The following is a 22,291-nucleotide window of genomic DNA, read 5'->3' as shown; positions in this document are numbered from 1 at the left end:
CCGCCCCACCCAGTGCCATGTCACATGTCGTAGGTGAAAGTCCGGAAGAGAGGCCCGCTCCCATGACCACCTCCGAGCACCGCCCCTGGCGAGGCGTCCTCGTCGCCACCGCGCTCCCGCTGCGCGACGACCTCTCCGTCGACCTCGACCGCTACGCCGAGCACTGCGCCTGGCTGGTGGCGAACGGCTGCGACGGCGTCGTACCGAACGGCTCGCTCGGCGAGTACCAGGTCCTCACACCCGAGGAGCGCGCCCGGGTCGTGGAGACCGCGGTGGCCGCGATCGGCGGGGACCGGGTGATGCCGGGCGTGGCGGCGTACGGCTCGGCGGAGGCGCGGCGCTGGGCGGAACAGGCGCGGGAGGCGGGCTGCGGGGCGGTGATGCTGCTGCCGCCCAACGCCTACCGCGCCGACGAGCGCGCGGTGCTGTCCCATTACACGGCGGTCGCCGAGGCGGGGCTGCCGGTGGTGGCGTACAACAACCCGATCGACACCAAGGTCGACCTGGTGCCGGAGCTGCTGGCCAGGCTGCACGCGGAGGGACTCATCCATGCGGTGAAAGAGTTCTCGGGCGATGTGCGGCGCGCGTACCGGATCGCCGAACTCGCCCCGGAGCTCGATCTGTTGATCGGAGCGGACGACGTGCTGCTGGAGCTGGCGGTGGCCGGGGCGAAGGGCTGGGTGGCCGGATACCCCAACGCGCTGCCGAGGGCCTCGGTGGAGCTGTACCGGTCGGCGGTCGCGGGGGATCTCACCACCGCGCTGCCCCTGTACCGGCAGTTGCATCCGCTGCTGCGCTGGGACTCGCGCGTCGAGTTCGTGCAGGCGATCAAACTGTCGATGGACGTGGTGGGCCGGCACGGCGGCCGGTGCCGTCCGCCGCGCGTCGCGCTGCTGCCGGAGCAGGAGGCGGCGGTCCGCGCGGCCACCGAGAAGGCGGTCGCCGCCGGTCTCGCCTAGCCGGTCTCGTCCAGCCGGTCTCGTCCGGCTTGGCGCGGCGTCACAACATCACGGCTCAGAAGGGGACTTCATGCGCAGCAGACTCGTCCTGCACGCCGTCGACTCGCACACGGAGGGCATGCCCACCCGGGTGGTGACCGGCGGGATCGGCACCATTCCGGGCGTGACCATGAACGAGCGGCGGCTGTACTTCCGTGAACACCGCGACGACATCAAGCAGTTGCTGATGAACGAGCCGCGCGGCCACTCCGCCATGAGCGGTGCGATCCTTCAGCCGCCGAGCCGGCCGGACTGCGACTGGGGTGTCGTCTACATCGAGGTCTCCGGCTATCTGCCGATGTGCGGGCACGGCACGATCGGGGTGGCGACCGTGCTGGTGGAGACCGGCATGGTCGAGGTCGTCGAGCCGGTCACCACGATCCGGCTGGACACGCCGGCCGGGGTGGTCGTGGCCGAGGTGGCGGTCCAGGACGGCGCGGCCACGGCGGTCACCCTGCGGAACGTGCCGTCGTTCTGCGTCGGCCTGGACCGCAAGGCGACCCTGGCCGACGGCCGGACGGTGACGTACGACCTGGCGTACGGCGGGAACTTCTACGCCATCCTGCCGCTGGAGGAGTTCGGGCTCCCCTTCGACCGGGCACGCAAGGACGACATCCTCGCGGCCGGGCTGTCGCTGATGGAGGCGATCAACTCCGAGGAGGAACCGGTCCATCCGGAGGACCCGTCGATCCGCGGCTGCCACCACGTCCACCTCTACGCGCCCGGCGCCACCGCCCGCCGCTCCCGGCACGCGATGGCCATCCATCCCGGCTGGTTCGACCGCTCCCCCTGCGGTACGGGCACGAGCGCGCGGATGGCGCAGTTGCACGCGCGGGGTGAACTCCCCCTGCACACCGAGTTCGTGAACGAGTCGTTCATCGGCACCCGGTTCACGGGCCGGCTGCTCGGCACGACGGAGGTGGCCGGCCGTCCCGCTGTTCTTCCCAGCTTCACCGGGCGGGCCTGGATCACCGGAACGGCACAGTACCTGCTGGACCCGACGGACCCGTTTCCGGCGGGGTTCGTGCTGTGACACCGGCGACTTCACCGCCGTAGATACTGGTGATGCGTGATATTGCACAGCCCGCACAGCCCGCACAGCCCGCACAGCCCGCACAGCCCGCACAGCCCGCACAGCCCGCACAGCCCGCACCGAGGAGATCCCCCATGGCCGCCCCGCCCCCGAGCAGCAGCCCGACGCCCGCAGTGCCGTCTCCGCTCTCGCTCCCCGTGCTCGGCGGCCGGCGCAGCAGCTACCGCGAGCGGGTCGTGGACGCGCTCAGGGCCGCGCTGATCGCGGGCGAGCTGCTGCCGGGCGAGGTGTACTCGGCGCCGGCTCTGGCCGCCCGCTTCGGCGTGTCGGCGACGCCGGTGCGCGAGGCGATGCTGGATCTGGCCAAGGAGGGGCTGGTGGACGCGGTGCCCAACAAGGGGTTCCGGGTCACGGAGGTCTCCGACCGGCAGCTCGACGAGTACACGCACGTCCGCGCGCTCATCGAGATCCCCACGGTGGCGGGGCTGGCGACGACCGCCGACCCGGTGTCGCTGGAGGCGCTGCGCCCGGCCGCCCGGGAGATCGTGGCCGCCGCGGTGGCGGGTGATCTCATCGCCTATGTGGAGGCCGACACCCGTTTCCACCTGGGCCTGCTCGCCCTGGCCGGGAACGCCCATCTGGTGGAGGTGGTGCGGGACCTGCGCGGCCGGGCCCGGCTCTACGGCCTGACCGCGCTGTCCGCGTCGGGACGGCTGCTGGCCTCCGCCGAGGAGCACCTCGAGCTCCTGGACGCCCTCCTGGCTCGCGACGAGCGCGCCGTGCGCGAGGTCATGACACGGCATCTCGGGCATGTACGGGGTCTGTGGGCGTCGGCCGACGGGTGACCGGCGGCCGACCGACCAGGGAGTAACCGCTTGCGCCCCTGATCACACCTTCTCCCCCTCCCCTCGCCTGTGATCCTTGTCGCGGGCGGGTGAAGCGTGGCGGATGCGCCGGATGGGCAGTCACTTGCCCGTGCGTGAAAGGATGGCATCTCACTTGTGGGGGAATTCGTGCGGCTGTGTGTGATCGGTGCGGGTCTGTCAGGTCTGGCGACGGCACACGCCCTCAAGGCCGCGGGGGTCGACTTCGTCTGCCTGGAGCAGGCGAGCGACGTCGGGGGTCTCTGGCGTCGGCCGGAGGCCGGCGAGCGCGGTCCCGGCTATCTGTCGCTGCACCTCAACACCGCCAAGAATCTGACCGGTTACGCGGACTATCCGATGCCGACGTCCTACCCGCTCTATCCGAGGCACGATCAGATCGCCTCGTATCTACGCGCGTTCGCCGACTGGGCCGGCATCCGGGACCGTATCGAGCTGGGGACGACCGTGGAGTCCGTACGGCGGGACGCCGACGGCGGGTGGACGGTCGTCAGCCGGGATGCCGAGGGCACCGTCTCGTCCCGCGGCTTCACGCATGTGGTCGTCGCCTCCGGGCACAACTCGGAGCCGTCGATGCCCGCGCTGCCGCCGGGCGCGGACACGTTCACCGGAACGATTCGTCATTCCCTCGACTACCTCGACGGCAGCGAGTTCGCCGGACAGCGCGTCATCGTCGTGGGGCTCGGCAACTCGGCGGTGGACATCGCCGCGGACCTCTCCCGGCACGCCGAGCTGACGGTCCTGTCGGTGCGGCGGGGACTGCACATCATGCCCAAGCAGTTGTTCGGCATGGCCCTCGACCAGATCGCGGACGCCGCGTGGTGGGTCAGCATGTCCCTGCCCGAGCAGCGCCGTTTCATCGAACAGGCCCTGCTGGTGGCCCGCGGCAAGCTCCGTGACCACGGGCTGCCGGAGCCGGACCATCCGGTGTTCTCCTCCGCCGTCACCATCTCCGACGAGATCCTCAGCCGTATCCGCCACGGCGCGGTCACACCGAAGCCGTCGATCGACTCCCTCGACGGCGACCGGGTCCTGTTCGCCGACGGCACGTCCGTGCAGGCCGACGCGATCGTGTACTGCACCGGGTACCGGATGTCCTTCCCGTTCCTGGAGCCCGGCTCCCCCGTCGGCGCGCAGGGTGTCGTCGAGCTGTACAAGCGGGTCGTCCCCCCGGATCGTCCGGGGCTGTTCTTCGTCGGTCTGGTCCGCCCCGTCGGTTCGATCACGCGGTTGGTGGAAGCGCAGGCCCGGTGGATCACTCGGCTCGTGACCGGCGAGGCGGTGCTGCCGGACGAGGAGCTGATGCGCAAGGAGATCGCGACCTATCTGAGCGGTGTCGCGGGACAGTACGGGCAGCGTGAGGGGGCGTCGGTGCAGGTCAACGTGGCGCCGTATCTACAGGAGTTGCGGGAGGAGTACGCCTCCCGGTGACCCGCCCGGGGCAAGGAGCGCAGGAAGGGCAAGGAGGGCAAGGAAATGCCCGCCCCGGAGGGCGGGCATCGTCTTCCCGTGGGTACGGCCGGTGCTTCAAGGGGCCGGCGCGGCCACGGGGTGGTCTACTTGGTCAGCCAGTTGAGGAACTTGCTCCACACGCCCGCCTGTTCGGGCTGACGGCCGCCCGGTGCGACCGGGCGCTGCGGTGCCTGGACGGTGGTCTGCCGGATCGGCCGGCTCACCGGCTTGATCGGGGTGAACCGCGTGGGCAGGGTGACGAGACCACGGCTGAAGGCGCCCGGACGCCACGTCAGGCTCTGCTCGGGCACGCTGATCTCGACGTCGGCCAGCCGGTTGAGGAGGTTCTCGACGGCCGACACGACGATCTGGCGGGCGGGCTCCTTCGAGGGACAGGCGTGCGGGCCGGCGCTCCAGGCCAGGTGCGCGCGGTTGCTGCCGGCCTTGCGGGCCGCCGACAGCGTCGGGCCGGTGTTGGCGGCGGCGATGCTGACCAGCATCAGGTCGCCGGCGGTGAGCTTCTGCCCGGCGAACTCCATGTCGGACACCGGGTAGTGGGCGGCGAAGTTCGTCATGGGCGGGTTCTCCCACAACGTGTCGTCCATCGCCTCCTCGATCAGCCCGCCCTCGTGGGCGTACCGGTCGTCCGTGAGCAGCCGGTGCAGGGTGTTGCCGATGAGGTTGACCAGCGGCTCGGCGCCCGCACCCAGCAGCAGGGAGACCTGATGGACCATCTCCTCGTCGGACAGGTTGGTGTGGTGCTTCAGCAGCCAGGAGGTGACGTCCTCGCCGGGCTTGCGCCGCTTGAGGGCGATCAGCTCGCCGACGGCCTGGAACAGCACCTCGCTGGCCTGCTCGGCGTTGATCCCGTCGAACATGCCGGAGATGCCGAAGAAGACACGGTCGCCGATGTCGGCGGTGCAGCCGAACAGTTCGTTGAACACGAACAGCGGGAGCTGCTTGGCGTAGGCGCCGACGAGGTCGGCCGAACCGCGCTCGCTGAACTGGGAGATGAGGAAGTCGGAGATCCGCTCCACGCTCTGGCTCAGTCGCATCGGGTCGATACGGGCCATGCTGTCCGTGATGGACTGACGCAGCCTCAGATGTTCGGCGCCGTCGGAGGACATGCAGTTGGGCCGGTAGGCGAGCACGGGAAGGACGGGGCTGTCGGGGGCGATGCGGCCCTCGTTGAAGTCCCGCCAGCGGCGTGCGTCCTTGCGGAACGAACCTGAGTCCTGGAGGAGTTGGAGGGCGGTCGCGTATTCGGTGACGAGGGTGGCCTCGACTCCTGGGGCGATCTCCACGGGCGCGGTGGGCCCGTAGTGCCGCAGGTAGGTGTAGTAGGCCTGCGGATCGGCCGCGTACTCAGGCCCGTACAGCGGCACTCTGCCGCCGGGCTGGTGCGCCGGGCAACCCGGAGGGGGCACGGGGGCGGTGGGTTGGGCGTCCATTTCTGCTCCTAGTGGGCACGGTCCTGCAAGTGACGGACGAGGGTGATCAGCGCGTGGGCCGAGGACTTCTCGTCCCGTGCGTCGCAGGTGACGACGGGGGTGTCGTCGAGCAGGTCCAGTGCTTCGCGCAGGGCCGTCACGTCACGCGGGGGCGCGCCGTCGAAGTGGTTGACGGCGATGGCGTAGTCGAGTCCGTACTGCTCGATCAGGTCGATCACGGCGAAGGAGTCCGCGAGCCGCTCGGGGTCGACCAGCACCAGCGCGCCGAGCGCGCCGCGTGCCATGTCCTCCCACATCTGCACGAAGCGCTGCTGGCCCGGCGTTCCGAACAGGTACAGCACGACGCGGTCGCTGATGGTCAGGCGGCCGAAGTCCATGGCGACCGTGGTGGTGGTCTTGCCCTGGACTCCCTTGAGGTCGTCGACCGATTCCGCTGCCCGCGTCATCGTCTCCTCGGTGGACAGCGGCTGGATCTCGGAGATGGCCCCGATGAACGTGGTCTTGCCCACCGCGAAGTGGCCGACCACGAGGATCTTCACCGCAGTCTGCGTCGCGCCCTCTCGGACGTACGCCGTCTCATCCAAACTTGGCCCTGAGACCATTCAGCACCTCCTCCAGGATGTCCCTGTCGGCGAGCGGGGCCCGTTGTACGGGCGGGCGGGTGACGAGGTAGCCGCCCTCGGTGAGGGCGGCGAGGAGGATCTTGACCACGCCGAGGGGCAGTTGGGTGTGCCCCGCGATCTCGGCGACCGAGAGGTAGCCCGCCGAGCAGAGGTCGAGCAGGTTCTGCTCCTCCGGGGACAGCCGGGTGGGCCGCTGCTGCCGGTCGGCGACAGCGGTGACCAGGGTGATGAGGGAGAGCTTGTCCTCATCGGGCAGTCCGCGTCCCTTGGTGATGACGTACGGACGCACTAATTCCGGTGTCTGGGGTTCCAGTTCGTCGAAACCGGTCATGACCGTACGCCGAGGTTCTCGCGCGGCGGGGTCGTCAGGGCCTTGCCGAGCTGACCGACGAGTTGCTGCATCCGGAAGGTGATGTCCTGCATGTCGACGTCGGGCGAGGCGGAGACGCCGAGGTAGGCGCCCTCGCCGGCGGAGATCAGGAAGACCCAGCCCCCGTCGAACTCGACGAGCGTCTGGCGCCACCGCTGGCCGGCGTCCTCGCAGAAGAAGGCGAGCGAGCGGCTGAGCGACTGCACACCGCTCATCGCCGCCGCCACCCGGTCCGCGTCGTCCTTGCCGAAGTCCTGCGTCCGTGCCATCAGCAGGCCGTCGGCGGAGATCAGGACGGCGTGCAGGGCCCCGGGGATCTCCAGGGCGCTGTCAAGCATCCATGACAGGTCGTCGTTCACGAGAACTCATGCCCTTCGCTGCTTGCACCACGGGTGCTGCTCGACTGTTCCGCGGGGTCCGTCTGCGTGGCCCGGCCGGAGCGGGTGCCGCGCTGGAAGGCGCCCATGATCGCTGCCGTCTCCGCGCCCGAGCGGGCGGGGCCGGTGCCGTTCGAGGCGCTGCCGGGCACGATGGCCATGGGCCGCTTGCGGCGCCGCTTCGGCAGCCCGTCGGCGGTGGTGGCCATGGTCAGCGGGGCCTCGGGACCGCCGGGGGCCGGCGCTGCGGTCACGGCGGACGGGGCGGGGGTCGGGTCCTTCTGCTCGGGTGCGGTCGTGAGCAGGTCGTGCGGCAGGAGAAGGACCGCGCGGACGCCGCCGTACGGGGAGGAGGAGTCCACGGACACCTCGAAGCCGAAGCGCTCGCTGAGCACGCCGATGACCGCGAAGCCGAACTGCGGCGGGTTGCCGAGTGCGGAGACGCCGGAGACGCGCTCGCTGGACAGGAGTTTCTCGGCGCGGGCCCGTTCCTCGTCGTTCATGCCGACACCGGCGTCGTCCACGACGATGCAAATGCCCTTGGGCACGGTGCGGATGTTGATTTCGACGACGGTGTCCGGGCTGGAATAGCTGGTGGCGTTGTCGAGGAGTTCGGCGAGGGCCAGGGCGACCGGTTCGACGGCGCGGCTGGTGATGCCGAAGTCGACCTGCGAGAGAATTTCCACCCGCCGGTAATGACGGACCCTGCCCTGGGCACTGCGGACGACGTCGTAGACCGAGGCGACATCGCGCTGACGTCCGAGCCAGCCGTCGCACAGGACGGCGATGGACTGGGCGCGTCGGCCGAACTGGGAGTTGGTGTGGTCGATCTCCAACAGGTCCTGGAGGATGACCGACTCACCGTATTTGTTCTGCAGCCGGGAGACAATCAACTGCTGTTCCGCGGCGAGGCCCTGGAGGGTCCGCATGGCGGACTTCAGGACCGTTTTCGTAGCCTCTTCGGCTCTTTCCTGAGCTGCCTCGACGGATTTCGCGTACCCGTTCTCGAGCTCGGCATGGCGAGCCCGGACATCTGCGAACTCCTGCCTTAACGTCCGCGCCGCCCTGCGCTGGCGAACAATGACGGCGACTGCGACGAGTACGGCGACGAGGAGAGCCCAGAGTACCGGGTTCTGTATGTAATCAGTCATAAGACTCTCTTCAGGCGGCCTCGACTGACGGCCAGTTGCTGAATTCCCGTCAATATGCGGGTGGATCGGCGGACCGCCCGCATCGGGGTTGCCGCCCGGACTGTCCCCGTAGTCGGAGATGTCGTCTTGCACCCATCCGCCCGCTCTACAAGCGAGCGTGATCGTATCACCACAAGATGGCGCTACAGACCGTCAATATGCGGACCCTGATGAACATTGACGAACCGTCAGCCGTACTGGGGTGCGGCCACGCCACCGCCCGCACGAGGACCGCGACAGAACAAGTGATAAACGGTCTTCCGCGACAATCAGGCCGAGATGTAAACAATTGCAGTGCGGCAGGGAAGGCCCGGGAGCGCTCCCGAACGGCCGCCCCGTCCACACCGGTCGAGCGCGACAACGAGAAAGCCCGCACCGGCAGGAGCCTGGTGCGGGCCTCATGTACTCACCGAGCGGATCGCGCTCCGTACGGAGAGTGAGAGTGTCCGAGGGGGGACTTGAACCCCCACGCCCGATAAAGGGCACTAGCACCTCAAGCTAGCGCGTCTGCCATTCCGCCACCCGGACAAGGTGTGTGTCGGCCGGAGGGTGTTCCCCGCGGCGACATGGACAACAATACCAAGCTTTCGGAGTGCGTTTCACCTGCATATCCGCACGCCAGACGGCCGCGGCGGGGGCGGGGCGAGGGGCGTCACCCGGGGTGACGCGCCGGTCACGGCGATGTCGGGCCGCCGGCACCCCGGCACCCCGGCGAGCAGGATCCGCAGCGCCGGCAGCGGAAGCGTACGGCCTCACCCTCGTCCCGCCCGCCGAGGGCCTCGCCCGTCTCGCCGAGACCCTGGAGATCCTCCGGCGGACGTGGACCCGCGACGTCTTCGACTTCCACGGCGCCCACCACCGGCTCAGGAGCACCCGCTCCGAGCCCAGGCCGCCCGGCGGCCGGGCCCCCGCTCGCCCCGCGGATGCGCGCTGCTCGTCGGCGGCCGGGGCACCGGCTGCCGCGGCTGGTCGCCGAGCAGGTCGGCATCGGGACCATCCCCGGACCATGGCGGCACCATGAGGTCGGTTACGTCGCCCAGCGCGCCCGGAACCTCGGCCGCTCCCCCGCCACGCCCACCCGGCCACCCGGCCACCCGGCCACCCGTGAGACGGTCGCCGGGCTCGTCGACGCCGGGGTGAACCACATCGTGCCCAGCCTGCCGCGCCCCTCCCCGCGGGGCGTGGCGCGGTGGCCGGCGGACGAGGTCGTCGCCCGGGTGAGGTGACGCGGACGGCGTCAGGGCATCAGCTGGTACTCCGGGAAGTTCCCCGGCAGCCGCTCCCCCGCCGGTCCCCGGGTCACCGCGCGCACCAGCAGCTCGCCGCCGACGAACGCGCCCCGCCAGGACGCGCCGAACCCGCCGAACAGCTCCTCGCGGTCGCCGCGCGAGCGGGGCCGGCCGTGTCCGACCTTGAACGCGCGGATCTGCGGCGCCAGCCGTTCGTACGTGGCGCGGTCGTCCGTGGAGAGGGTGGCGACGAGCGCGCCGTTGGACGCGTTCATCGCGGCGAGCAGCTCCGCCTCCGTGTCGACCAGGACGATCGTGTCGACCGGCCCGAACGGCTCCGCGTGGTGCAGCGGCGAGGACGGCGGCGGGTTGAGGAGCGCGACGGGCTGGACGTACGCCGAGGTGTCCTGGCCGGGGAGGAACCGGGCCTCGGCCGGGTCGCCGCGGTACAGCGGGACGGCTCCGCGGTCGACGGCCTCGGCGACCTGGTCGCGCAGCTCCTTGGCCTTGGCCGCGTTGATCAACGGTCCGAAGTCCAGCCGGGGGTAGGGGTCGGCGCGCCGCTCCACGGCCAGCGGGTGTCCGACCGTCAGGGTGCGCACCGCCGGGAGGTAGGCGGTGAGGAACGCGTCGAACAGCTCGCGCTGGACGACGAACCGCGGATACGCCGTACAGCGCTGTTTGCCGTAGTCGAACAGCTTGGGGATCACCTCGGCGAGGGTGTCGAAGTCCGAACAGTTCCAGATGCCCCAGGTGTTGAGTCCCTCCTGTTCGAGGACATGCCGTTTGCCGAGGTCGGCGACGGCCGTGGCCACCGCGGCGCCGGTGTCGCGGCCGCCGACGAAGGAGACACAGCCGATCTCGGGAGCCCGCACCAGCGCCTGGGACAGCTCGCCCCCGCTGCCGCTCAGCAGGGTGACGGGGATCCCCTCCCGGGCGGCCAGCGCGCAGGCGAGCGTCAGACAGGCGACGCCGCCGTCGGTGGGGGTCTTGGCGATGACCGCGTTGCCCGCCAGTGCCTGCACCAGCACCGCGTGCACGAGGACGCTCATCGGATAGTTCCAGCTGGCGATGTTGGAGACCGGGCCGTCCAGCGGGGCCCGGCCGGCCAGCATCGGCTCGATCCCGTCGACGTACCAGCGCACCCCGTCGACCGCCCGGTCCACGTCGGCCTGCGCGAGCCGCCACGGTTTGCCGATCTCCCACACCAGCAGCAGGGCGAGGAGTTCACGGTGCTCGGCGAGGGCGTCGAGGGTGGCGGCGATCCGGGCCCGGCGTTCGTCGAGCGGGACGTGCCGCCAGGCGCGGTGCCGGTCGAGCGCGGCACAGACGGCCCGGTGCGCGGTGTCGGCGTCCAGGCGGGGCGGTCCGGCGACGGGCGTGCCGTCGACGGGGCTGGTGGCGGGCAGCACCCGGCCGTCCGCGTGCCAGCCGGCGTTCCAGAGGTTGAGCACACGGTCGTCACGGAAGGCCTCCGGGGCGACGGCGAGGCAGCGCCGCCAGACGTCGTCCCAGGAGGTACCGGACTTCAGGGTGAGGGCGGTGGCCATGGGGACGCGGTCACACCCCTTCGTCTTCGTCGAGTACGGCGAGGGCGAGCCGTGCGGTCCCGGTCGGCGTGGCGCCCACCCGGACCCCGGCCGCCTCCAGCGCCTCCTTCTTGGCCTGCGCGGTGCCCGACGAACCGGACACGATCGCGCCCGCGTGGCCCATCGTGCGGCCCTCGGGCGCGGTGAAACCTGCGACATAGGCGACGACGGGCTTGGTGACGTGGTCACGGATGTAGGCCGCGGCCCGCTCCTCGGCGTCACCGCCGATCTCCCCGATGAGCACGATCAGTTCGGTGTCGGGGTCGTCCTGGAAGGCGGCCAGGCAGTCGATGTGGCTGGTGCCGACGACCGGGTCGCCCCCGATGCCGACACAGGTCGAGAACCCGATGTCCCGTAGTTCGTACATGAGTTGGTAGGTGAGCGTGCCGGACTTGGAGACCAGTCCGATACGGCCCGGCTTGGCGATGTCGGCCGGGATGATGCCCGCGTTGGACTGCCCGGGGGTGATCAGACCGGGGCAGTTGGGTCCGACGACCCGGGTGCCGCGCGCCTTGGCGTACGCGGTGAAGGCGACGGAGTCATGGACCGGGACGCCCTCCGTGATGACGACGACGAGGCCGATACCGGCGTCGGCGGCCTCGGTCACCGCCGCTTTGACGAACGCGGGCGGCACGAAGACGACACTCACATCGGCGCCGGTCGACTGCATACAGTCGGCGACCGACCCGAAAACGGATACGGATCGCTCGTCGAAGTCGACGGTACGGCCCGCCTTGCGCGGGTTGACGCCGCCGACGACGTTCGTGCCGGCGGCGAGCATGCGCCGGGTGTGCTTCATGCCCTCGCCGCCGGTCATGCCCTGGACGAGGACCTTGCTCTCCCTGGTGAGGTAAATGGCCATGGTGTCCTCCGGTGTCCTCAGCCCGCGGTGGCGAGTTCGGCGGCACGGCGCGCGGCGCCGTCCATCGTGGTGACCTGCTGGACCAGGGGATGGCGCCTCTCGTCGAGGATCGCTCGCCCCCGGTCCGCGTTGTTGCCGTCGAGCCGGACGACGAGCGGCCTGGTCAGCCGTACCGTGTCCAGGGCCCGCACGATGCCCTCGGCGACCGCGTCGCAGGCGGTGATGCCGCCGAAGACGTTGACGAGGACGGACTTCACGGCGGGGTCGGCCAGGATGACGGCCAGTCCGTCGGCCATGACCTGCGCGGACGCTCCGCCGCCGATGTCGAGGAAGTCGGCGGGGCGGGCGCCGCAGCCGGCCACCACGTCGAGGGTGGACATGACGAGGCCGGCGCCGTTGCCGATGACGCCGACCTCGCCGTCGAGCCGGACGTAGTTCAGGCCCCGGGCCGCGGCGGCCGCCTCCAGCGGGTCGGCCGGCCCGTCCGGGTCCGCTCCCGCGGCCCAACGGGCCTGCCGGAACGCGGCGTTGTCGTCCAGGGTGACCTTGCCGTCGAGGGCGAGGATCCGCCCCTGCCGGGTGCGTACCAGCGGGTTGACCTCGACGAGCAGGGCGTCCTCGCGGACCAGGACCTGCCACAGCCGGATGAGGACGTCCGCGGTCTGCGCGGGGAGTCCGGCCGCGGCCACGATCTCGGCGGCCTTCGCCGAGGTGACGCCCACGGCCGGGTCGACGGGGATGCGGGCCACCGCCTCGGGCCGGTCGGCGGCGACCGTCTCGATGTCCATGCCGCCCTCGGCGGAGGCGATCGCGAGGAACCGGCCGGCCGCGCGGTCCAGCACGTAGGAGACGTAGAACTCGGTGTCGATGTCGACGGGCTGGGCCAGCATCACCGAGCCGACCCGGTGCCCCTTGATGTCCATGCCCAGGATCTGCCGGGCCGTGAGCTCGGCCGCGGCCGGGTCGGCGGCCAACTTGACCCCACCCGCCTTGCCCCGTCCCCCCGTCTTGACCTGGGCTTTCACCATGACCTTCCCGCCGAGCCGGCGGGCGATCCCCCGTGCCTCCTTGGGCGAGTCGGTGACCTCGGCCCTCGGCACCGGGATGCCGTGTTCCTCGAAGAGTTCCCTTGCCTGGTGTTCGTACAGGTCCATTTCGGCTCCTGTCTGAAAGTGCCGCACGCCCCCTGGACACCACCCACCGGATGCGGGATAACAAGCTTCATACAGTATTCGTCGACTGTATGCAATGTACCGCATACAGCATCCCACCCCCCTACGAAGGGACAGGACTGCGCCATGCCCGACGACACGCAGGACGTGATCTCCGGCGGCCATCTCGTTGCCAAAGCCCTGAAGGCGGAGGGGGTCGACCGCATCTACACCCTGTGCGGCGGCCACATCATCGACATCTACGACGGCTGCGTCGACGAGGGCATAGAAGTCGTCGACGTTCGACACGAACAGGTCGCCGCGCACGCCGCCGACGGCTACGCCCGCATCACGGGGCGGCCGGGCTGCGCGGTGGTCACGGCAGGACCCGGCACCACCGACGCCGTCACCGGCGTCGCCAACGCCTTCCGCGCGGAGTCCCCGATGCTGCTGATCGGCGGTCAGGGCGCGCTCACCCAGCACAAGATGGGGTCCCTCCAGGACCTGCCGCACGTCGACATGATGACGCCGATCACCAAGTTCGCGGCGACCGTGCCGGACACCGCGCGCGCCGCCGACATGGTGTCGATGGCGTTCCGCGAGTGCTACCACGGCGCGCCCGGGCCGTCCTTCCTGGAGATCCCGCGCGACGTCCTCGACGCCAAGGTGCCGGTGTCCAGGGCCCGGGTCCCCGAGGCCGGCGCCTACCGCGCCTCGACGCGGTCGGCCGGCGACCCCGAGGCGGTGCAGAAGCTCGCCGACCTCCTCGTGCACGCCGAGAAGCCCGCGATCCTGCTGGGCGGCCAGGTCTGGACGACCCGGGGCACGGAGACCGCAGTCGAGCTGGTGCGCACCCTGAACATCCCGGCGTACATGAACGGCGCCGGCCGCGGCACCCTGCCGCCCGGCGACCCGCACCACTTCCAGCTCTCGCGCCGGTACGCCTTCTCCCACGCCGACGTCATCGTGATCGTCGGCACTCCCTTCGACTTCCGCATGGGCTACGGCAAGCGGCTCTCCCCGGACGCGACCGTCGTGCAGATCGACCTCGACTACCGCACCGTCGGCAAGAACCGCGACATCGACCTCGGCATCGTCGGCGACGCGGGCCTGGTGCTGAAGTCGGTGACGGAGGCGGCCTCCGGACGGATCAACGGGGGCGCCGCCAAACGCAAGGAGTGGCTCGACGAGCTGCGCGCCGCCGAACAGAGCGCGATCGAGAAGCGGTTGCCCCAACTGCGCTCGGACGCCACCCCCATTCACCCCTACCGTCTGGTGAGCGAGATCAACGACTTCCTCACCGAGGACTCGATCTACATCGGCGACGGCGGCGACATCGTCACCTTCTCCGGCCAGGTTGTCCAGCCCAAGTCGCCCGGCCACTGGATGGATCCGGGTCCGCTGGGCACCCTCGGCGTCGGCGTCCCCTTCGTCCTCGCGGCCAAACAGGCACGGCCCGACAAGGAGGTCGTGGCGCTCTTCGGCGACGGCGCGTTCTCCCTCACCGGCTGGGACTTCGAGACGCTCGTCCGCTACGACCTGCCGTTCGTCGGCATCGTCGGCAACAACTCCTCGATGAACCAGATCCGTTACGGCCAGGCCGCCAAGTACGGCGTGGAGCGCGAGCGGATCGGCAACACCCTCGGTGACGTCCCCTACGACAAGTTCGCCCAGATGCTGGGCGGTCACGGCGAGGAGGTGCGCGACCCCGCCGACATCGGCCCGGCGCTGCGCCGCGCCCGCGAGTCGGGCAAGCCCTCGCTGATCAACGTCTGGGTGGACCCGGACGCGTACGCCCCCGGAACCATGAACCAGACCATGTACAAGTGAGGTGAACGCCCATGACCGCCAGGGCACTCGAGGGCATTCGCGTCCTCGACATGACCCACGTCCAGTCCGGGCCCTCCGCGACCCAGCTGCTCGCCTGGCTCGGCGCCGACGTCGTGAAACTGGAGGCGCCCTCCGGTGACATCACGCGGGGGCAGCTGCGCGACCTCCCGGACGTGGACTCCCTCTACTTCACGATGCTCAACTGCAACAAGCGGAGCATCACCCTCAACACCAAGACCGAGCGTGGCAAGGAGATCCTCACCGAGCTGATCCGGCGCTCGGATGTGATGGTGGAGAACTTCGGCCCGGGTGCGGTCGACCGTATGGGGTTCACCTGGGATCGCATACAGAACATCAATCCCCGGATCGTGTATGCGTCGATCAAGGGCTTCGGGGAGGGGCCGTACACCGACTTCAAGGCGTACGAGGTCGTCGCCCAGGCCATGGGCGGGTCGATGGCGACCACCGGCTTCGAGGACGGGCCACCGCTGGCGACGGGGGCGCAGATCGGTGACTCGGGCACCGGAGTGCATACAGTCGCCGGGATACTGGCGGCACTCTTCCAGCGGGAGCGGACCGGACGCGGCCAGCGGGTCAATGTCGCCATGCAGCACGCCGTGCTCAACCTGTGCCGGGTAAAACTGCGCGACCAGCAGCGTCTCGCGCACGGACCGCTCGCCGAGTACCCCAATGACGACTTCGGCGACGAGGTGCCCCGCTCCGGCAACGCCTCCGGCGGCGGGCAGCCCGGCTGGGCGGTCAGGTGCGCGCCGGGCGGCCCCAACGACTACGTGTACGTGATCGTGCAGCCCGTCGGCTGGCGGCCGCTCACCGAGCTGATCGGCCGGCCCGAACTGGCCGACGACCCCGAGTGGGCGACGCCCGAGGCCCGGCTGCCCAAGCTGAACAAGATGTTCCAGCTGATCGAGGAGTGGTCCTCGACGCTGCCCAAGTGGGAGGTGCTGGAGCGGCTCAACGCCCACAACATCCCGTGCGGGCCGATCCTGTCCACGCGGGAGATCATCGAGGACGAGTCGCTGGTCGCCAACGAGATGGTGGTCCGCGTCCCACACCCGCAGCGCGGTGAGTTCACGACCGTCGGCAGCCCGCTGAAGCTGTCCGACTCCCCCGTCGAGGTGACCTCCTCCCCGCTGCTCGGCGAGCACAACGAGGAGATCTACGTCGGTGAACTCGGCCTCGGTGACGAGGAGTTGTCGCTGCTCAAGTCGAACGGGGTGATCTGACGTGATGGCCGAGGACCGGATCGCGCGGGTGCGCGCGCTGCTCGACGCCGTGCGGGAGCAGGGGCGCACCGCGCTCACCGCGCCGGAGGGCAAGGTGGTCGCCGACGCGTACGGGATCGCCGTGCCGGGCGAGGAGCTGGCGACGGACGTCGAGGAGGCCGTGGCGTACGCGGCGCGGTTCGGCGGGCCGGTGGTGATGAAGATCGTCTCGCCGGACATCCTGCACAAGACCGATGCCGGCGGGGTCGTCGTGGGCGTCGAGGGCGCGGCGGAGGTGCGGGCCGCGTTCCACCGGATCGTGGAGAACGCGCGGGCCTACGACGCCGATGCCCGGATCGAGGGCGTGCAGATCCAGGAGCTGCTGCCGAAGGGCCAGGAGGTCATCGTCGGGGCGGTCACCGATCCCACGTTCGGGAAGGTGGTGGCGTTCGGGCTCGGCGGGGTGCTCGTCGAGGTGCTCAAGGACGTCACCTTCCGGCTGGCGCCGGTGGACGCGGACGAGGCGCTGTCGATGCTGGACTCGATCCGGTCGGCGGAGATCCTGCGCGGGGTGCGGGGGCAGGCCGGGGTGGACCGGTGGGCGGTGGCCGAGCAGATCCGGCGGGTGTCACGGCTGGTCGCCGACTTCCCCGAGATCGCGGAGGTCGACCTCAATCCGGTGATCGCGACGCCGGAGGGGGCGGTCGCCGCCGACATCCGGGTGATCCTCAGTCGGTCGCAGCCGGTATCCCGTCGACGGTATGCACGCGACGAGATCCTGTCGACGATGCGCCGGCTGATGCAGCCCCGCTCCGTCGCCGTCATCGGCGCCTCCAACGAGCGGGGCAAGATCGGCAACTCGGTGATGCGCAACCTCGTCGACGGCGGCTTCGCCGGAGACATCCATCCGGTGAACCCCCGGGCCGATGACATCCTGGGCCGCAAGGCGTACAAGAGTGTCACGGACGTTCCCGGAGAGGTGGATGTGGCGGTCTTCGCGATCCCCGCCCGGTTCGTGGCCTCGGCCCTGGAGGAGGTGGGACGCAAGGGGATCCCCAATGCCGTGCTCATCCCCTCCGGTTTCGCCGAGACCGGCGAACACGAACTCCAGGCGGAGATCGTGGCGATCGCCGAGCGGCACGGCGTCCGTCTGCTGGGGCCCAACATCTACGGCTACTACTCGACCTGGCACGACCTGTGCGCCACGTTCTGCACGCCGTACGACGTCAGGGGCTCGGTGGCGCTGACCTCGCAGTCGGGCGGCATCGGGATGGCGATCCTCGGGTTCGCCCGCACCACGAAGACGGGCGTGTCGGCGATCGTCGGGCTCGGCAACAAGTCGGACCTGGACGAGGACGACCTGCTGACCTGGTTCGGCGAGGACCCGCACACCCAGTGCATCGCGATGCACCTGGAGGACCTCAAGGACGGGCGCGCGTTCGTCGAGGCGGCGCGGGCGACCGTGCCGAAGAAGCCGGTCGTCGTGCTGAAGGCGGGACGTACGGCGGCGGGGGCGAAGGCGGCCGGCTCGCACACCGGGGCGCTCGCCGGCGACGACGCCGTGTACGACGACATCCTTCGGCAGGCGGGCGTGATCCGTGCGCCGGGCCTGAACGACATGCTGGAGTACGCCCGGGCGCTGCCGGTGCTGCCGGCCCCGCGGGGCGACAACGTGGTGATCATCACCGGGGCCGGCGGCAGCGGGGTGCTGCTGTCCGACGCGGTCACCGACAACGGGCTGACCCTGATGGAGATCCCGCCGGACCTGGACGCGGCGTTCCGGGAGTTCATCCCCCCGTTCGGCGCCGCGGGCAACCCGGTCGACATCACCGGGGGCGAGCCGCCGTCGACGTACGAGGCGACGATCCGGCTGGGGCTCGAGGACCCGCGCATCCACGCGCTCGTCCTCGGCTACTGGCACACCATCGTCACCCCGCCGATGGTGTTCGCGGAGCTCACCGCGCGGGTGGTCGACGAGTTCCGTGCACGCGGTATACAAAAGCCCGTCGTCGCGTCGCTCGCCGGTGACGTCGAGGTCGAGGAGGCCTGCCAGTACCTGTTCGAGCGGGGGGTGGTGGCGTACCCGTACACGACCGAGAAACCGGTTGCCGTGCTGGGTGCGAAGTACCGCTGGGCGCGGGCGGCGGGGCTGTTGGGGGGCGGTTCATGAGGTGACGCGGAGGGGGCCGGCCGGCGGGTGCGCGCCGGCCGGCCCCGGGACCCGTGCGCGCACGAAAGGCAATGGACAGGGGGCGCTGGCCAGAACTTTCGACGCAAGGGGTGCTGAGCGACATGACAACAACCGACTACTCGATGTCCCTCCCCTACCGGGAGGTGACGGACCGCAACGGCCGCGTGTACCGGATCGGCGAGTCCGACGTCGACATCATGGGCCGCACACGCAAGTGGATGGTCATCCTGCCCTGGGTGGGCATGATGGGCATCAGCTCCGCCGAGTACGCGTTCACGTCGGCGGAGGACACGCTCCACGAGGCGCATCTGTGGAGCAGCGGGCACATCTTCTGGCTGATGGGCGTCTGGGTGTTCTTCCAGGCGGCCGTGGCCTTCCCGGCCGGGCAGCTGCGGGAGAGCGGCAGGCTGCCCGCCCGTACGGCGATGCTGATCGGCGCGGTCGGGACGCTGCTGGGCTATCTCTCGCTGGCGTACGCGCCGAACGTGCTCGTCGCCTACTTCGGCTTCGGCATGTGCAGCGGTATCGGCGCCGGTCTGGTGTACGCGACCTGCGTGAACATGGTCGGCAAGTGGTATCCGGAGCGCAAGGGCGGCAAGACCGGCTTCGTCAACGGCGGCTTCGCCTACGGGTCGGTGCCGTTCGTGTTCCTGTTCACCTCGTACATGGACCTCGGCAACTACCGGGGCGTGCTGGCGTCGGTGGGCGTCGGGCTGTGTCTGGTGGTGGCCACGGCGGGCTGGTTCTTCCGGGATCCGCCGAAGAACTGGTGGCCCGCGCAGGTCGATCCGCTGAAGGTGACCGACGACCCGAAGATCCGCCGGGCGCTGGCCAAGAACCCGCCGGCGGCCCGGCAGTACACCCCGAGGGAGGCCGCGCGCACCCCCGTGCTGTGGATGATGTGGTTCTGTCTGCTGTGCACGGCCGGCATCAACATCTTCGGTATCGCCTTCCAGGTGCCGTTCGGCAAGGACATGGGGTTCGCGGGCGGGATCGTGGCCACCGCGATGTCCCTGAAGGCGATCGTCAACGGCACCGGCCGCGGGGTGATCGGCTGGATCTCCGACCGGTACGGCCGCCGCAACACGCTGATCATCGTGTGCCTCGTGCTGGGCACCGCGCAGTTCGGTGTGCTGGTGTCGGGCCAGATGGGCAGCATGCCGTTCTTCCTGTTCTGCTCGATGGTCTCCGGCTTCGGCGGCGGGGCGATCTTCCCGCTGTTCGCGGCCATGACGGCCGACTACTTCGGCGAGAACAACAACGCCAGCAACTACGGCATGGTCTACAGCTCGAAGCTGATCTCGGGACTCGTCGGCTCCGGGGTGGGCGCGCTCGTCGTCGACGCGTGGGACTACGAGGGCGCGTTCGTGCTCGCGGGTTCCATCGGGCTGGCCTCGGCGGTCCTGGCGCTGTTCCTGAAGTCCCCGAACACACCGAAGGCCCGGAGCATCGTCCCCAACCCGCAACCGCTCGGCGAGGAGATGGCGTAGACAATGACGGCGGATCGCATACAGGCGAACGGCTCGTCGACCGACTCCGGCGCCCGCGAAGGGCTTCCCTACCGGGAAGTGTCCGACGCGCGCGGCCGCGTGTACCGCATCGGCGAGAGCGACCGGGACCTCCTCGGGCACTCCCGCAAGCTCATGATCTATCTGCCGTGGATCGCCATGATGGCGATCAGCGTCTTCGAGTACGCGTACGGCTCCGCGGAGGACACCCTGTCCCACGCGCACGGCTGGACGCAGTCGAACACCTTCTGGATCCTCAGCGTCTGGGTGTTTTTCCAGGCGGGGGTCGCGTTTCCGGCGGGCTGGCTGCGGGAGCGCGGGATCCTGTCGGCGCGCGGCGCGATGTATACGGGATCCGGTATGTGCCTGATCGGATTCCTCGCACTGTCGCACCTGAGCGATGTGCTGATGGCGATCCTCGGGTTCGGGGTGATCGGCGGCCTCGGCGCCGGACTGGTCTACGCGACCTGCATCAACATGGTCGGCAAGTGGTTCCCGGAACGGCGCGGCGCCCGTACCGGCTTCGTCAACGGCGGCTTCGCGTACGGCTCGCTGCCGTTCATCTTCATCTTCAACTACGGCTTCGACACGGCCAATTACCACCGGGTCCTCGATCTGATCGGCTGTTACATCATGATCGTGGTGTTCGGGTGCGCGTTGTTCTTCAAGGATCCGCCGAAGAACTGGTGGCCGGCCGACATCGATCCGCTGACGTACGCCGCCGGTAACGGCACAAGCGCGATGATCCTGGCCAAGAACCCTCCCGCGGTACGGCAGTTCACGCCGAAGGAGGCGATCCGGACCGGGGTGCTGCCCCTGATGTGGGTCTCGATCGTGTTGACGGCCGGGGTGTCCGTCTTCGGGATCTCCTTCCAGGTCGACTACGCCAAGGACGTCGGATTCGGCCCCCTGGTCGCGGCCTCCTCGATGGGCGTCATGGCGGTCGTCAACGGTGTGGGCCGCGGGGTCGTGGGCTGGCTGTCGGATCGCTGGGGCCGCAGGTCCACCCTGGTGTTCGTCATCGTCGTGCTGGGGCTCGCGCAGTTCGGTGTGATCTGGGCCGGTGACGTCCAAAGCGAGGGGCTGTTCCTGTTCTTCGCCTTCCTCTCCGGCTTCGGCGGCGGCGCGTTCTACCCGCTGTTCGCCGCGCTCACCCCGGACTACTTCGGCGAGAACTACAACGCCACCACGTACGGCCTGGTGTACAGCGGCAAGCTCGTCAGCGGCCTGTTCGGCGGCGGGCTGGGCTCGCTGGTGGTCGCGGCCTGGGGCTACGACGGCGCGTACGCCCTGGCGGGCGGTGTCTCCATGGCGGCGGCGGGCATCGCCCTGCTGCTGCGGCAGCCGGGGGCCACGGCGCGGGGACCGGTCGGCGGGAAGGGAGCACGCGCGAGCGGCGCCACCGCCTAGACGGGCGTACCGGATCGGGGCCCCCACCACGACGTGGCGGGCCCTGATCGGCGTGCCCACGTCGGTTTTCGAGGAGCCGTCAGGTACGCCGGGAACCCCGGGGGTGCAGGACCGCCAGGCCCTGCACCCCCGGGGAAGGTTCAGGACTTGGCGCGGGCGTGGTAAGAGCGCCGGGTGTGCTCCGTGTGCTCCCGCATCAGCCGGGTGGCGAGCTGTTCGTCGCGGTTGAGGATCGCGGTGATCAGATCACGGTGCTCGATCCAGGACTGCTCGCCGCGCTGCCGGGCGACCGGCGTGTAGTACCAGCGCACCCGCCGGTCGACCTGGGCCGCCAGCTCGGCCAGGACCGCGTTGCCCGCCAGCTCCATGATCTTGGCGTGGAACCGGGCGTTGAGGGCGACGGCGGCGTCCACGTCGTCGTCGGCCACGGCCTGCAGACCGAGGGCCAGGATCTCGTCCAGGGCGTCGACGTCGTACGTCTTCGCCCGCGCGGCCGCGAGGCGGGCCGCCTCGGCCTCCAGCAGCGTGCGGACCGTGAGGAGCTGGTCGGCCTCCTCCTCGGTCGGCTCGTGCACGAACGCGCCCTGCGCGGGCCTGAGGTCCACCCAGCCCTCGGTGTTGAGCCGTTGCAGCGCCTCACGGACGGGCTGGCGCGAGACGCCGAGGTGGTTCGCCAGCTCGCTCTCGACGAGGTGCTGACCCGGCTGGAGGGCCCGGGTGGTGATGAGCTCGAGCAGCGCCTCGTAGACGCGGTCGCGCAGCGGGCCTGGCCGTTCGAGCTTGGGCACCGCGCCCTGCGGCAGTCCTGTCGACAACATCGGTCGGTTCCCCTCCTGGGCAGCGCCGGGCAGCAACGGCCGGCCGGAGTAGCCACGCATGCGAAAGACGTATGGAGTCAGACTGTATGGAGTCGGCTGTCCACT

The 22,291-nt window shown here is 70.2% G+C and carries 20 protein-coding genes and 1 tRNA gene; 11 read left to right on the top strand and 10 right to left on the bottom strand.

Going from position 1 to position 22,291, the window contains the following annotated elements; translation table 11 throughout:
* Positions 1-62: 62 nt before the first annotated feature.
* The 4 genes from ACYQ8Q_RS36670 to ACYQ8Q_RS36655 all read left to right on the top strand — a co-directional run bounded on the left by ACYQ8Q_RS36670 (position 63) and on the right by ACYQ8Q_RS36655 (position 4,343).
* Positions 63-959 (top strand): dihydrodipicolinate synthase family protein, encoded by an 897-nt coding sequence (locus ACYQ8Q_RS36670; protein ID WP_460070980.1) that lies wholly within the window; start codon positions 63-65, stop codon positions 957-959.
* Between the two features lie 70 nt (positions 960-1,029).
* Positions 1,030-2,031, top strand: coding sequence for a proline racemase family protein (locus ACYQ8Q_RS36665; RefSeq protein ID WP_460070979.1), 1,002 nt, complete (start codon positions 1,030-1,032; stop codon positions 2,029-2,031).
* A gap of 134 nt (positions 2,032-2,165) precedes the next feature.
* Positions 2,166-2,876: a GntR family transcriptional regulator gene (locus tag ACYQ8Q_RS36660; protein ID WP_460070978.1), complete on the top strand. Its 711-nt coding sequence runs from the start codon at positions 2,166-2,168 to the stop codon at positions 2,874-2,876.
* 168 nt (positions 2,877-3,044) lie between these two features.
* Positions 3,045-4,343, top strand: a complete 1,299-nt coding sequence (locus ACYQ8Q_RS36655) for a flavin-containing monooxygenase (RefSeq protein WP_460073636.1) — start codon at positions 3,045-3,047, stop codon at positions 4,341-4,343.
* Positions 4,344-4,468: 125 nt separating this feature from the next.
* On the opposite strand, the gene ACYQ8Q_RS36650 is transcribed toward ACYQ8Q_RS36655, so the two are convergent.
* The 6 genes from ACYQ8Q_RS36650 to ACYQ8Q_RS36625 all read right to left on the bottom strand — a co-directional run bounded on the left by ACYQ8Q_RS36650 (position 4,469) and on the right by ACYQ8Q_RS36625 (position 8,903).
* Complete coding sequence (locus ACYQ8Q_RS36650; RefSeq protein WP_460070977.1) at positions 4,469-5,815, bottom strand: cytochrome P450; 1,347 nt, start codon at positions 5,813-5,815, stop codon at positions 4,469-4,471.
* Positions 5,816-5,823: 8 nt separating this feature from the next.
* The gene (locus ACYQ8Q_RS36645) at positions 5,824-6,417 is read right to left on the bottom strand and encodes a GTP-binding protein (RefSeq protein WP_358995559.1); all 594 of its coding nucleotides are present in this window, start codon (positions 6,415-6,417) and stop codon (positions 5,824-5,826) included.
* The gene (locus tag ACYQ8Q_RS36640; protein ID WP_460070976.1) at positions 6,392-6,769 is read right to left on the bottom strand and encodes a DUF742 domain-containing protein; all 378 of its coding nucleotides are present in this window, start codon (positions 6,767-6,769) and stop codon (positions 6,392-6,394) included. Before ACYQ8Q_RS36640 ends, ACYQ8Q_RS36645 begins: the two co-directional genes overlap by 26 nt.
* The gene (locus ACYQ8Q_RS36635) at positions 6,766-7,167 is read right to left on the bottom strand and encodes a roadblock/LC7 domain-containing protein (RefSeq protein WP_055639150.1); all 402 of its coding nucleotides are present in this window, start codon (positions 7,165-7,167) and stop codon (positions 6,766-6,768) included. The genes ACYQ8Q_RS36640 and ACYQ8Q_RS36635 overlap by 4 nt, the downstream gene beginning before the upstream one ends.
* Positions 7,164-8,336, bottom strand: coding sequence for an ATP-binding protein (locus tag ACYQ8Q_RS36630; RefSeq protein ID WP_460070975.1), 1,173 nt, complete (start codon positions 8,334-8,336; stop codon positions 7,164-7,166). The genes ACYQ8Q_RS36635 and ACYQ8Q_RS36630 overlap by 4 nt, the downstream gene beginning before the upstream one ends.
* A 482-nt stretch (positions 8,337-8,818) precedes the next feature.
* Positions 8,819-8,903 (bottom strand) — tRNA-Leu (locus tag ACYQ8Q_RS36625).
* A 7-nt stretch (positions 8,904-8,910) separates the two neighbouring features.
* Between ACYQ8Q_RS36625 and ACYQ8Q_RS36620 the strand changes: the two genes are divergently transcribed.
* Both ACYQ8Q_RS36620 and ACYQ8Q_RS36615 read left to right on the top strand, forming a co-directional pair.
* Positions 8,911-9,396 (top strand): LLM class flavin-dependent oxidoreductase, encoded by a 486-nt coding sequence (locus tag ACYQ8Q_RS36620; protein WP_460070974.1) that lies wholly within the window; start codon positions 8,911-8,913, stop codon positions 9,394-9,396.
* Positions 9,299-9,601 (top strand): hypothetical protein, encoded by a 303-nt coding sequence (locus tag ACYQ8Q_RS36615; RefSeq protein ID WP_460073780.1) that lies wholly within the window; start codon positions 9,299-9,301, stop codon positions 9,599-9,601. The genes ACYQ8Q_RS36620 and ACYQ8Q_RS36615 overlap by 98 nt, the downstream gene beginning before the upstream one ends.
* Before the next feature lie 11 nt (positions 9,602-9,612).
* Here the strand turns inward: ACYQ8Q_RS36615 and ACYQ8Q_RS36610 are convergent, their stop codons facing one another.
* The 3 genes from ACYQ8Q_RS36610 to sucC are packed head-to-tail and all read right to left on the bottom strand — an operon-like array spanning position 9,613 to position 13,209.
* Complete coding sequence (locus ACYQ8Q_RS36610) at positions 9,613-11,154, bottom strand: aldehyde dehydrogenase family protein (RefSeq protein ID WP_460070973.1); 1,542 nt, start codon at positions 11,152-11,154, stop codon at positions 9,613-9,615.
* A gap of 10 nt (positions 11,155-11,164) precedes the next feature.
* A complete protein-coding gene (gene sucD / locus ACYQ8Q_RS36605; protein ID WP_460070972.1) occupies positions 11,165-12,055 on the bottom strand; it encodes a succinate--CoA ligase subunit alpha in 891 nt (296 codons plus the stop codon).
* 17 nt (positions 12,056-12,072) lie between these two features.
* A complete protein-coding gene (sucC, locus tag ACYQ8Q_RS36600) occupies positions 12,073-13,209 on the bottom strand; it encodes an ADP-forming succinate--CoA ligase subunit beta (RefSeq protein WP_460070971.1) in 1,137 nt (378 codons plus the stop codon).
* A 144-nt stretch (positions 13,210-13,353) separates the two neighbouring features.
* On the opposite strand from sucC, the gene ACYQ8Q_RS36595 reads away from it, so the two are divergent.
* From ACYQ8Q_RS36595 to ACYQ8Q_RS36575, 5 genes are all read left to right on the top strand, one after another.
* Positions 13,354-15,036, top strand: coding sequence for a thiamine pyrophosphate-binding protein (locus ACYQ8Q_RS36595; RefSeq protein WP_460070970.1), 1,683 nt, complete (start codon positions 13,354-13,356; stop codon positions 15,034-15,036).
* Between the two features lie 11 nt (positions 15,037-15,047).
* Positions 15,048-16,280, top strand: coding sequence for a formyl-CoA transferase (frc, locus tag ACYQ8Q_RS36590; protein ID WP_460070969.1), 1,233 nt, complete (start codon positions 15,048-15,050; stop codon positions 16,278-16,280).
* Between the two features lie 4 nt (positions 16,281-16,284).
* Positions 16,285-18,429, top strand: a complete 2,145-nt coding sequence (locus ACYQ8Q_RS36585) for an acetate--CoA ligase family protein (protein WP_460070968.1) — start codon at positions 16,285-16,287, stop codon at positions 18,427-18,429.
* Between the two features lie 122 nt (positions 18,430-18,551).
* Positions 18,552-19,940, top strand: a complete 1,389-nt coding sequence (locus ACYQ8Q_RS36580; protein WP_460070967.1) for an OFA family MFS transporter — start codon at positions 18,552-18,554, stop codon at positions 19,938-19,940.
* Positions 19,941-19,943: 3 nt separating this feature from the next.
* Positions 19,944-21,368: an OFA family MFS transporter gene (locus ACYQ8Q_RS36575; protein WP_460070966.1), complete on the top strand. Its 1,425-nt coding sequence runs from the start codon at positions 19,944-19,946 to the stop codon at positions 21,366-21,368.
* A 140-nt stretch (positions 21,369-21,508) separates the two neighbouring features.
* Here ACYQ8Q_RS36575 and ACYQ8Q_RS36570 read toward each other — a convergent pair whose 3' ends face one another.
* Positions 21,509-22,186, bottom strand: coding sequence for a GntR family transcriptional regulator (locus ACYQ8Q_RS36570; RefSeq protein WP_460070965.1), 678 nt, complete (start codon positions 22,184-22,186; stop codon positions 21,509-21,511).
* Positions 22,187-22,291: the final 105 nt, after the last annotated feature.

This window comes from Streptomyces sp. YKOK-I1 (assembly GCF_054660435.1).
This window is presented reverse-complemented; position numbering and strand designations above follow the sequence as displayed.

Excerpts from the sequence above, each read along its gene's own strand:
- ACYQ8Q_RS36670 (WP_460070980.1), top strand. The coding sequence starts at position 63 with ATGACCACCTCCGAGCACCGCCCCTGGCGAGGCGTCCTCGTCGCCACC.
- ACYQ8Q_RS36665 (WP_460070979.1), top strand. The coding sequence starts at position 1,030 with ATGCGCAGCAGACTCGTCCTGCACGCCGTCGACTCGCACACGGAGGGC.
- ACYQ8Q_RS36660 (WP_460070978.1), top strand. The coding sequence starts at position 2,166 with ATGGCCGCCCCGCCCCCGAGCAGCAGCCCGACGCCCGCAGTGCCGTCT.
- ACYQ8Q_RS36650 (WP_460070977.1), bottom strand. The coding sequence starts at position 5,815 with ATGGACGCCCAACCCACCGCCCCCGTGCCCCCTCCGGGTTGCCCGGCG.
- ACYQ8Q_RS36645 (WP_358995559.1), bottom strand. The coding sequence starts at position 6,417 with ATGGTCTCAGGGCCAAGTTTGGATGAGACGGCGTACGTCCGAGAGGGC.
- ACYQ8Q_RS36640 (WP_460070976.1), bottom strand. The coding sequence starts at position 6,769 with ATGACCGGTTTCGACGAACTGGAACCCCAGACACCGGAATTAGTGCGT.
- ACYQ8Q_RS36630 (WP_460070975.1), bottom strand. The coding sequence starts at position 8,336 with ATGACTGATTACATACAGAACCCGGTACTCTGGGCTCTCCTCGTCGCC.
- ACYQ8Q_RS36615 (WP_460073780.1), top strand. The coding sequence starts at position 9,299 with ATGCGCGCTGCTCGTCGGCGGCCGGGGCACCGGCTGCCGCGGCTGGTC.
- ACYQ8Q_RS36610 (WP_460070973.1), bottom strand. The coding sequence starts at position 11,154 with ATGGCCACCGCCCTCACCCTGAAGTCCGGTACCTCCTGGGACGACGTC.
- sucD (WP_460070972.1), bottom strand. The coding sequence starts at position 12,055 with ATGGCCATTTACCTCACCAGGGAGAGCAAGGTCCTCGTCCAGGGCATG.
- sucC (WP_460070971.1), bottom strand. The coding sequence starts at position 13,209 with ATGGACCTGTACGAACACCAGGCAAGGGAACTCTTCGAGGAACACGGC.
- ACYQ8Q_RS36595 (WP_460070970.1), top strand. The coding sequence starts at position 13,354 with ATGCCCGACGACACGCAGGACGTGATCTCCGGCGGCCATCTCGTTGCC.
- frc (WP_460070969.1), top strand. The coding sequence starts at position 15,048 with ATGACCGCCAGGGCACTCGAGGGCATTCGCGTCCTCGACATGACCCAC.
- ACYQ8Q_RS36585 (WP_460070968.1), top strand. The coding sequence starts at position 16,285 with ATGGCCGAGGACCGGATCGCGCGGGTGCGCGCGCTGCTCGACGCCGTG.
- ACYQ8Q_RS36580 (WP_460070967.1), top strand. The coding sequence starts at position 18,552 with ATGACAACAACCGACTACTCGATGTCCCTCCCCTACCGGGAGGTGACG.
- ACYQ8Q_RS36575 (WP_460070966.1), top strand. The coding sequence starts at position 19,944 with ATGACGGCGGATCGCATACAGGCGAACGGCTCGTCGACCGACTCCGGC.
- ACYQ8Q_RS36570 (WP_460070965.1), bottom strand. The coding sequence starts at position 22,186 with ATGTTGTCGACAGGACTGCCGCAGGGCGCGGTGCCCAAGCTCGAACGG.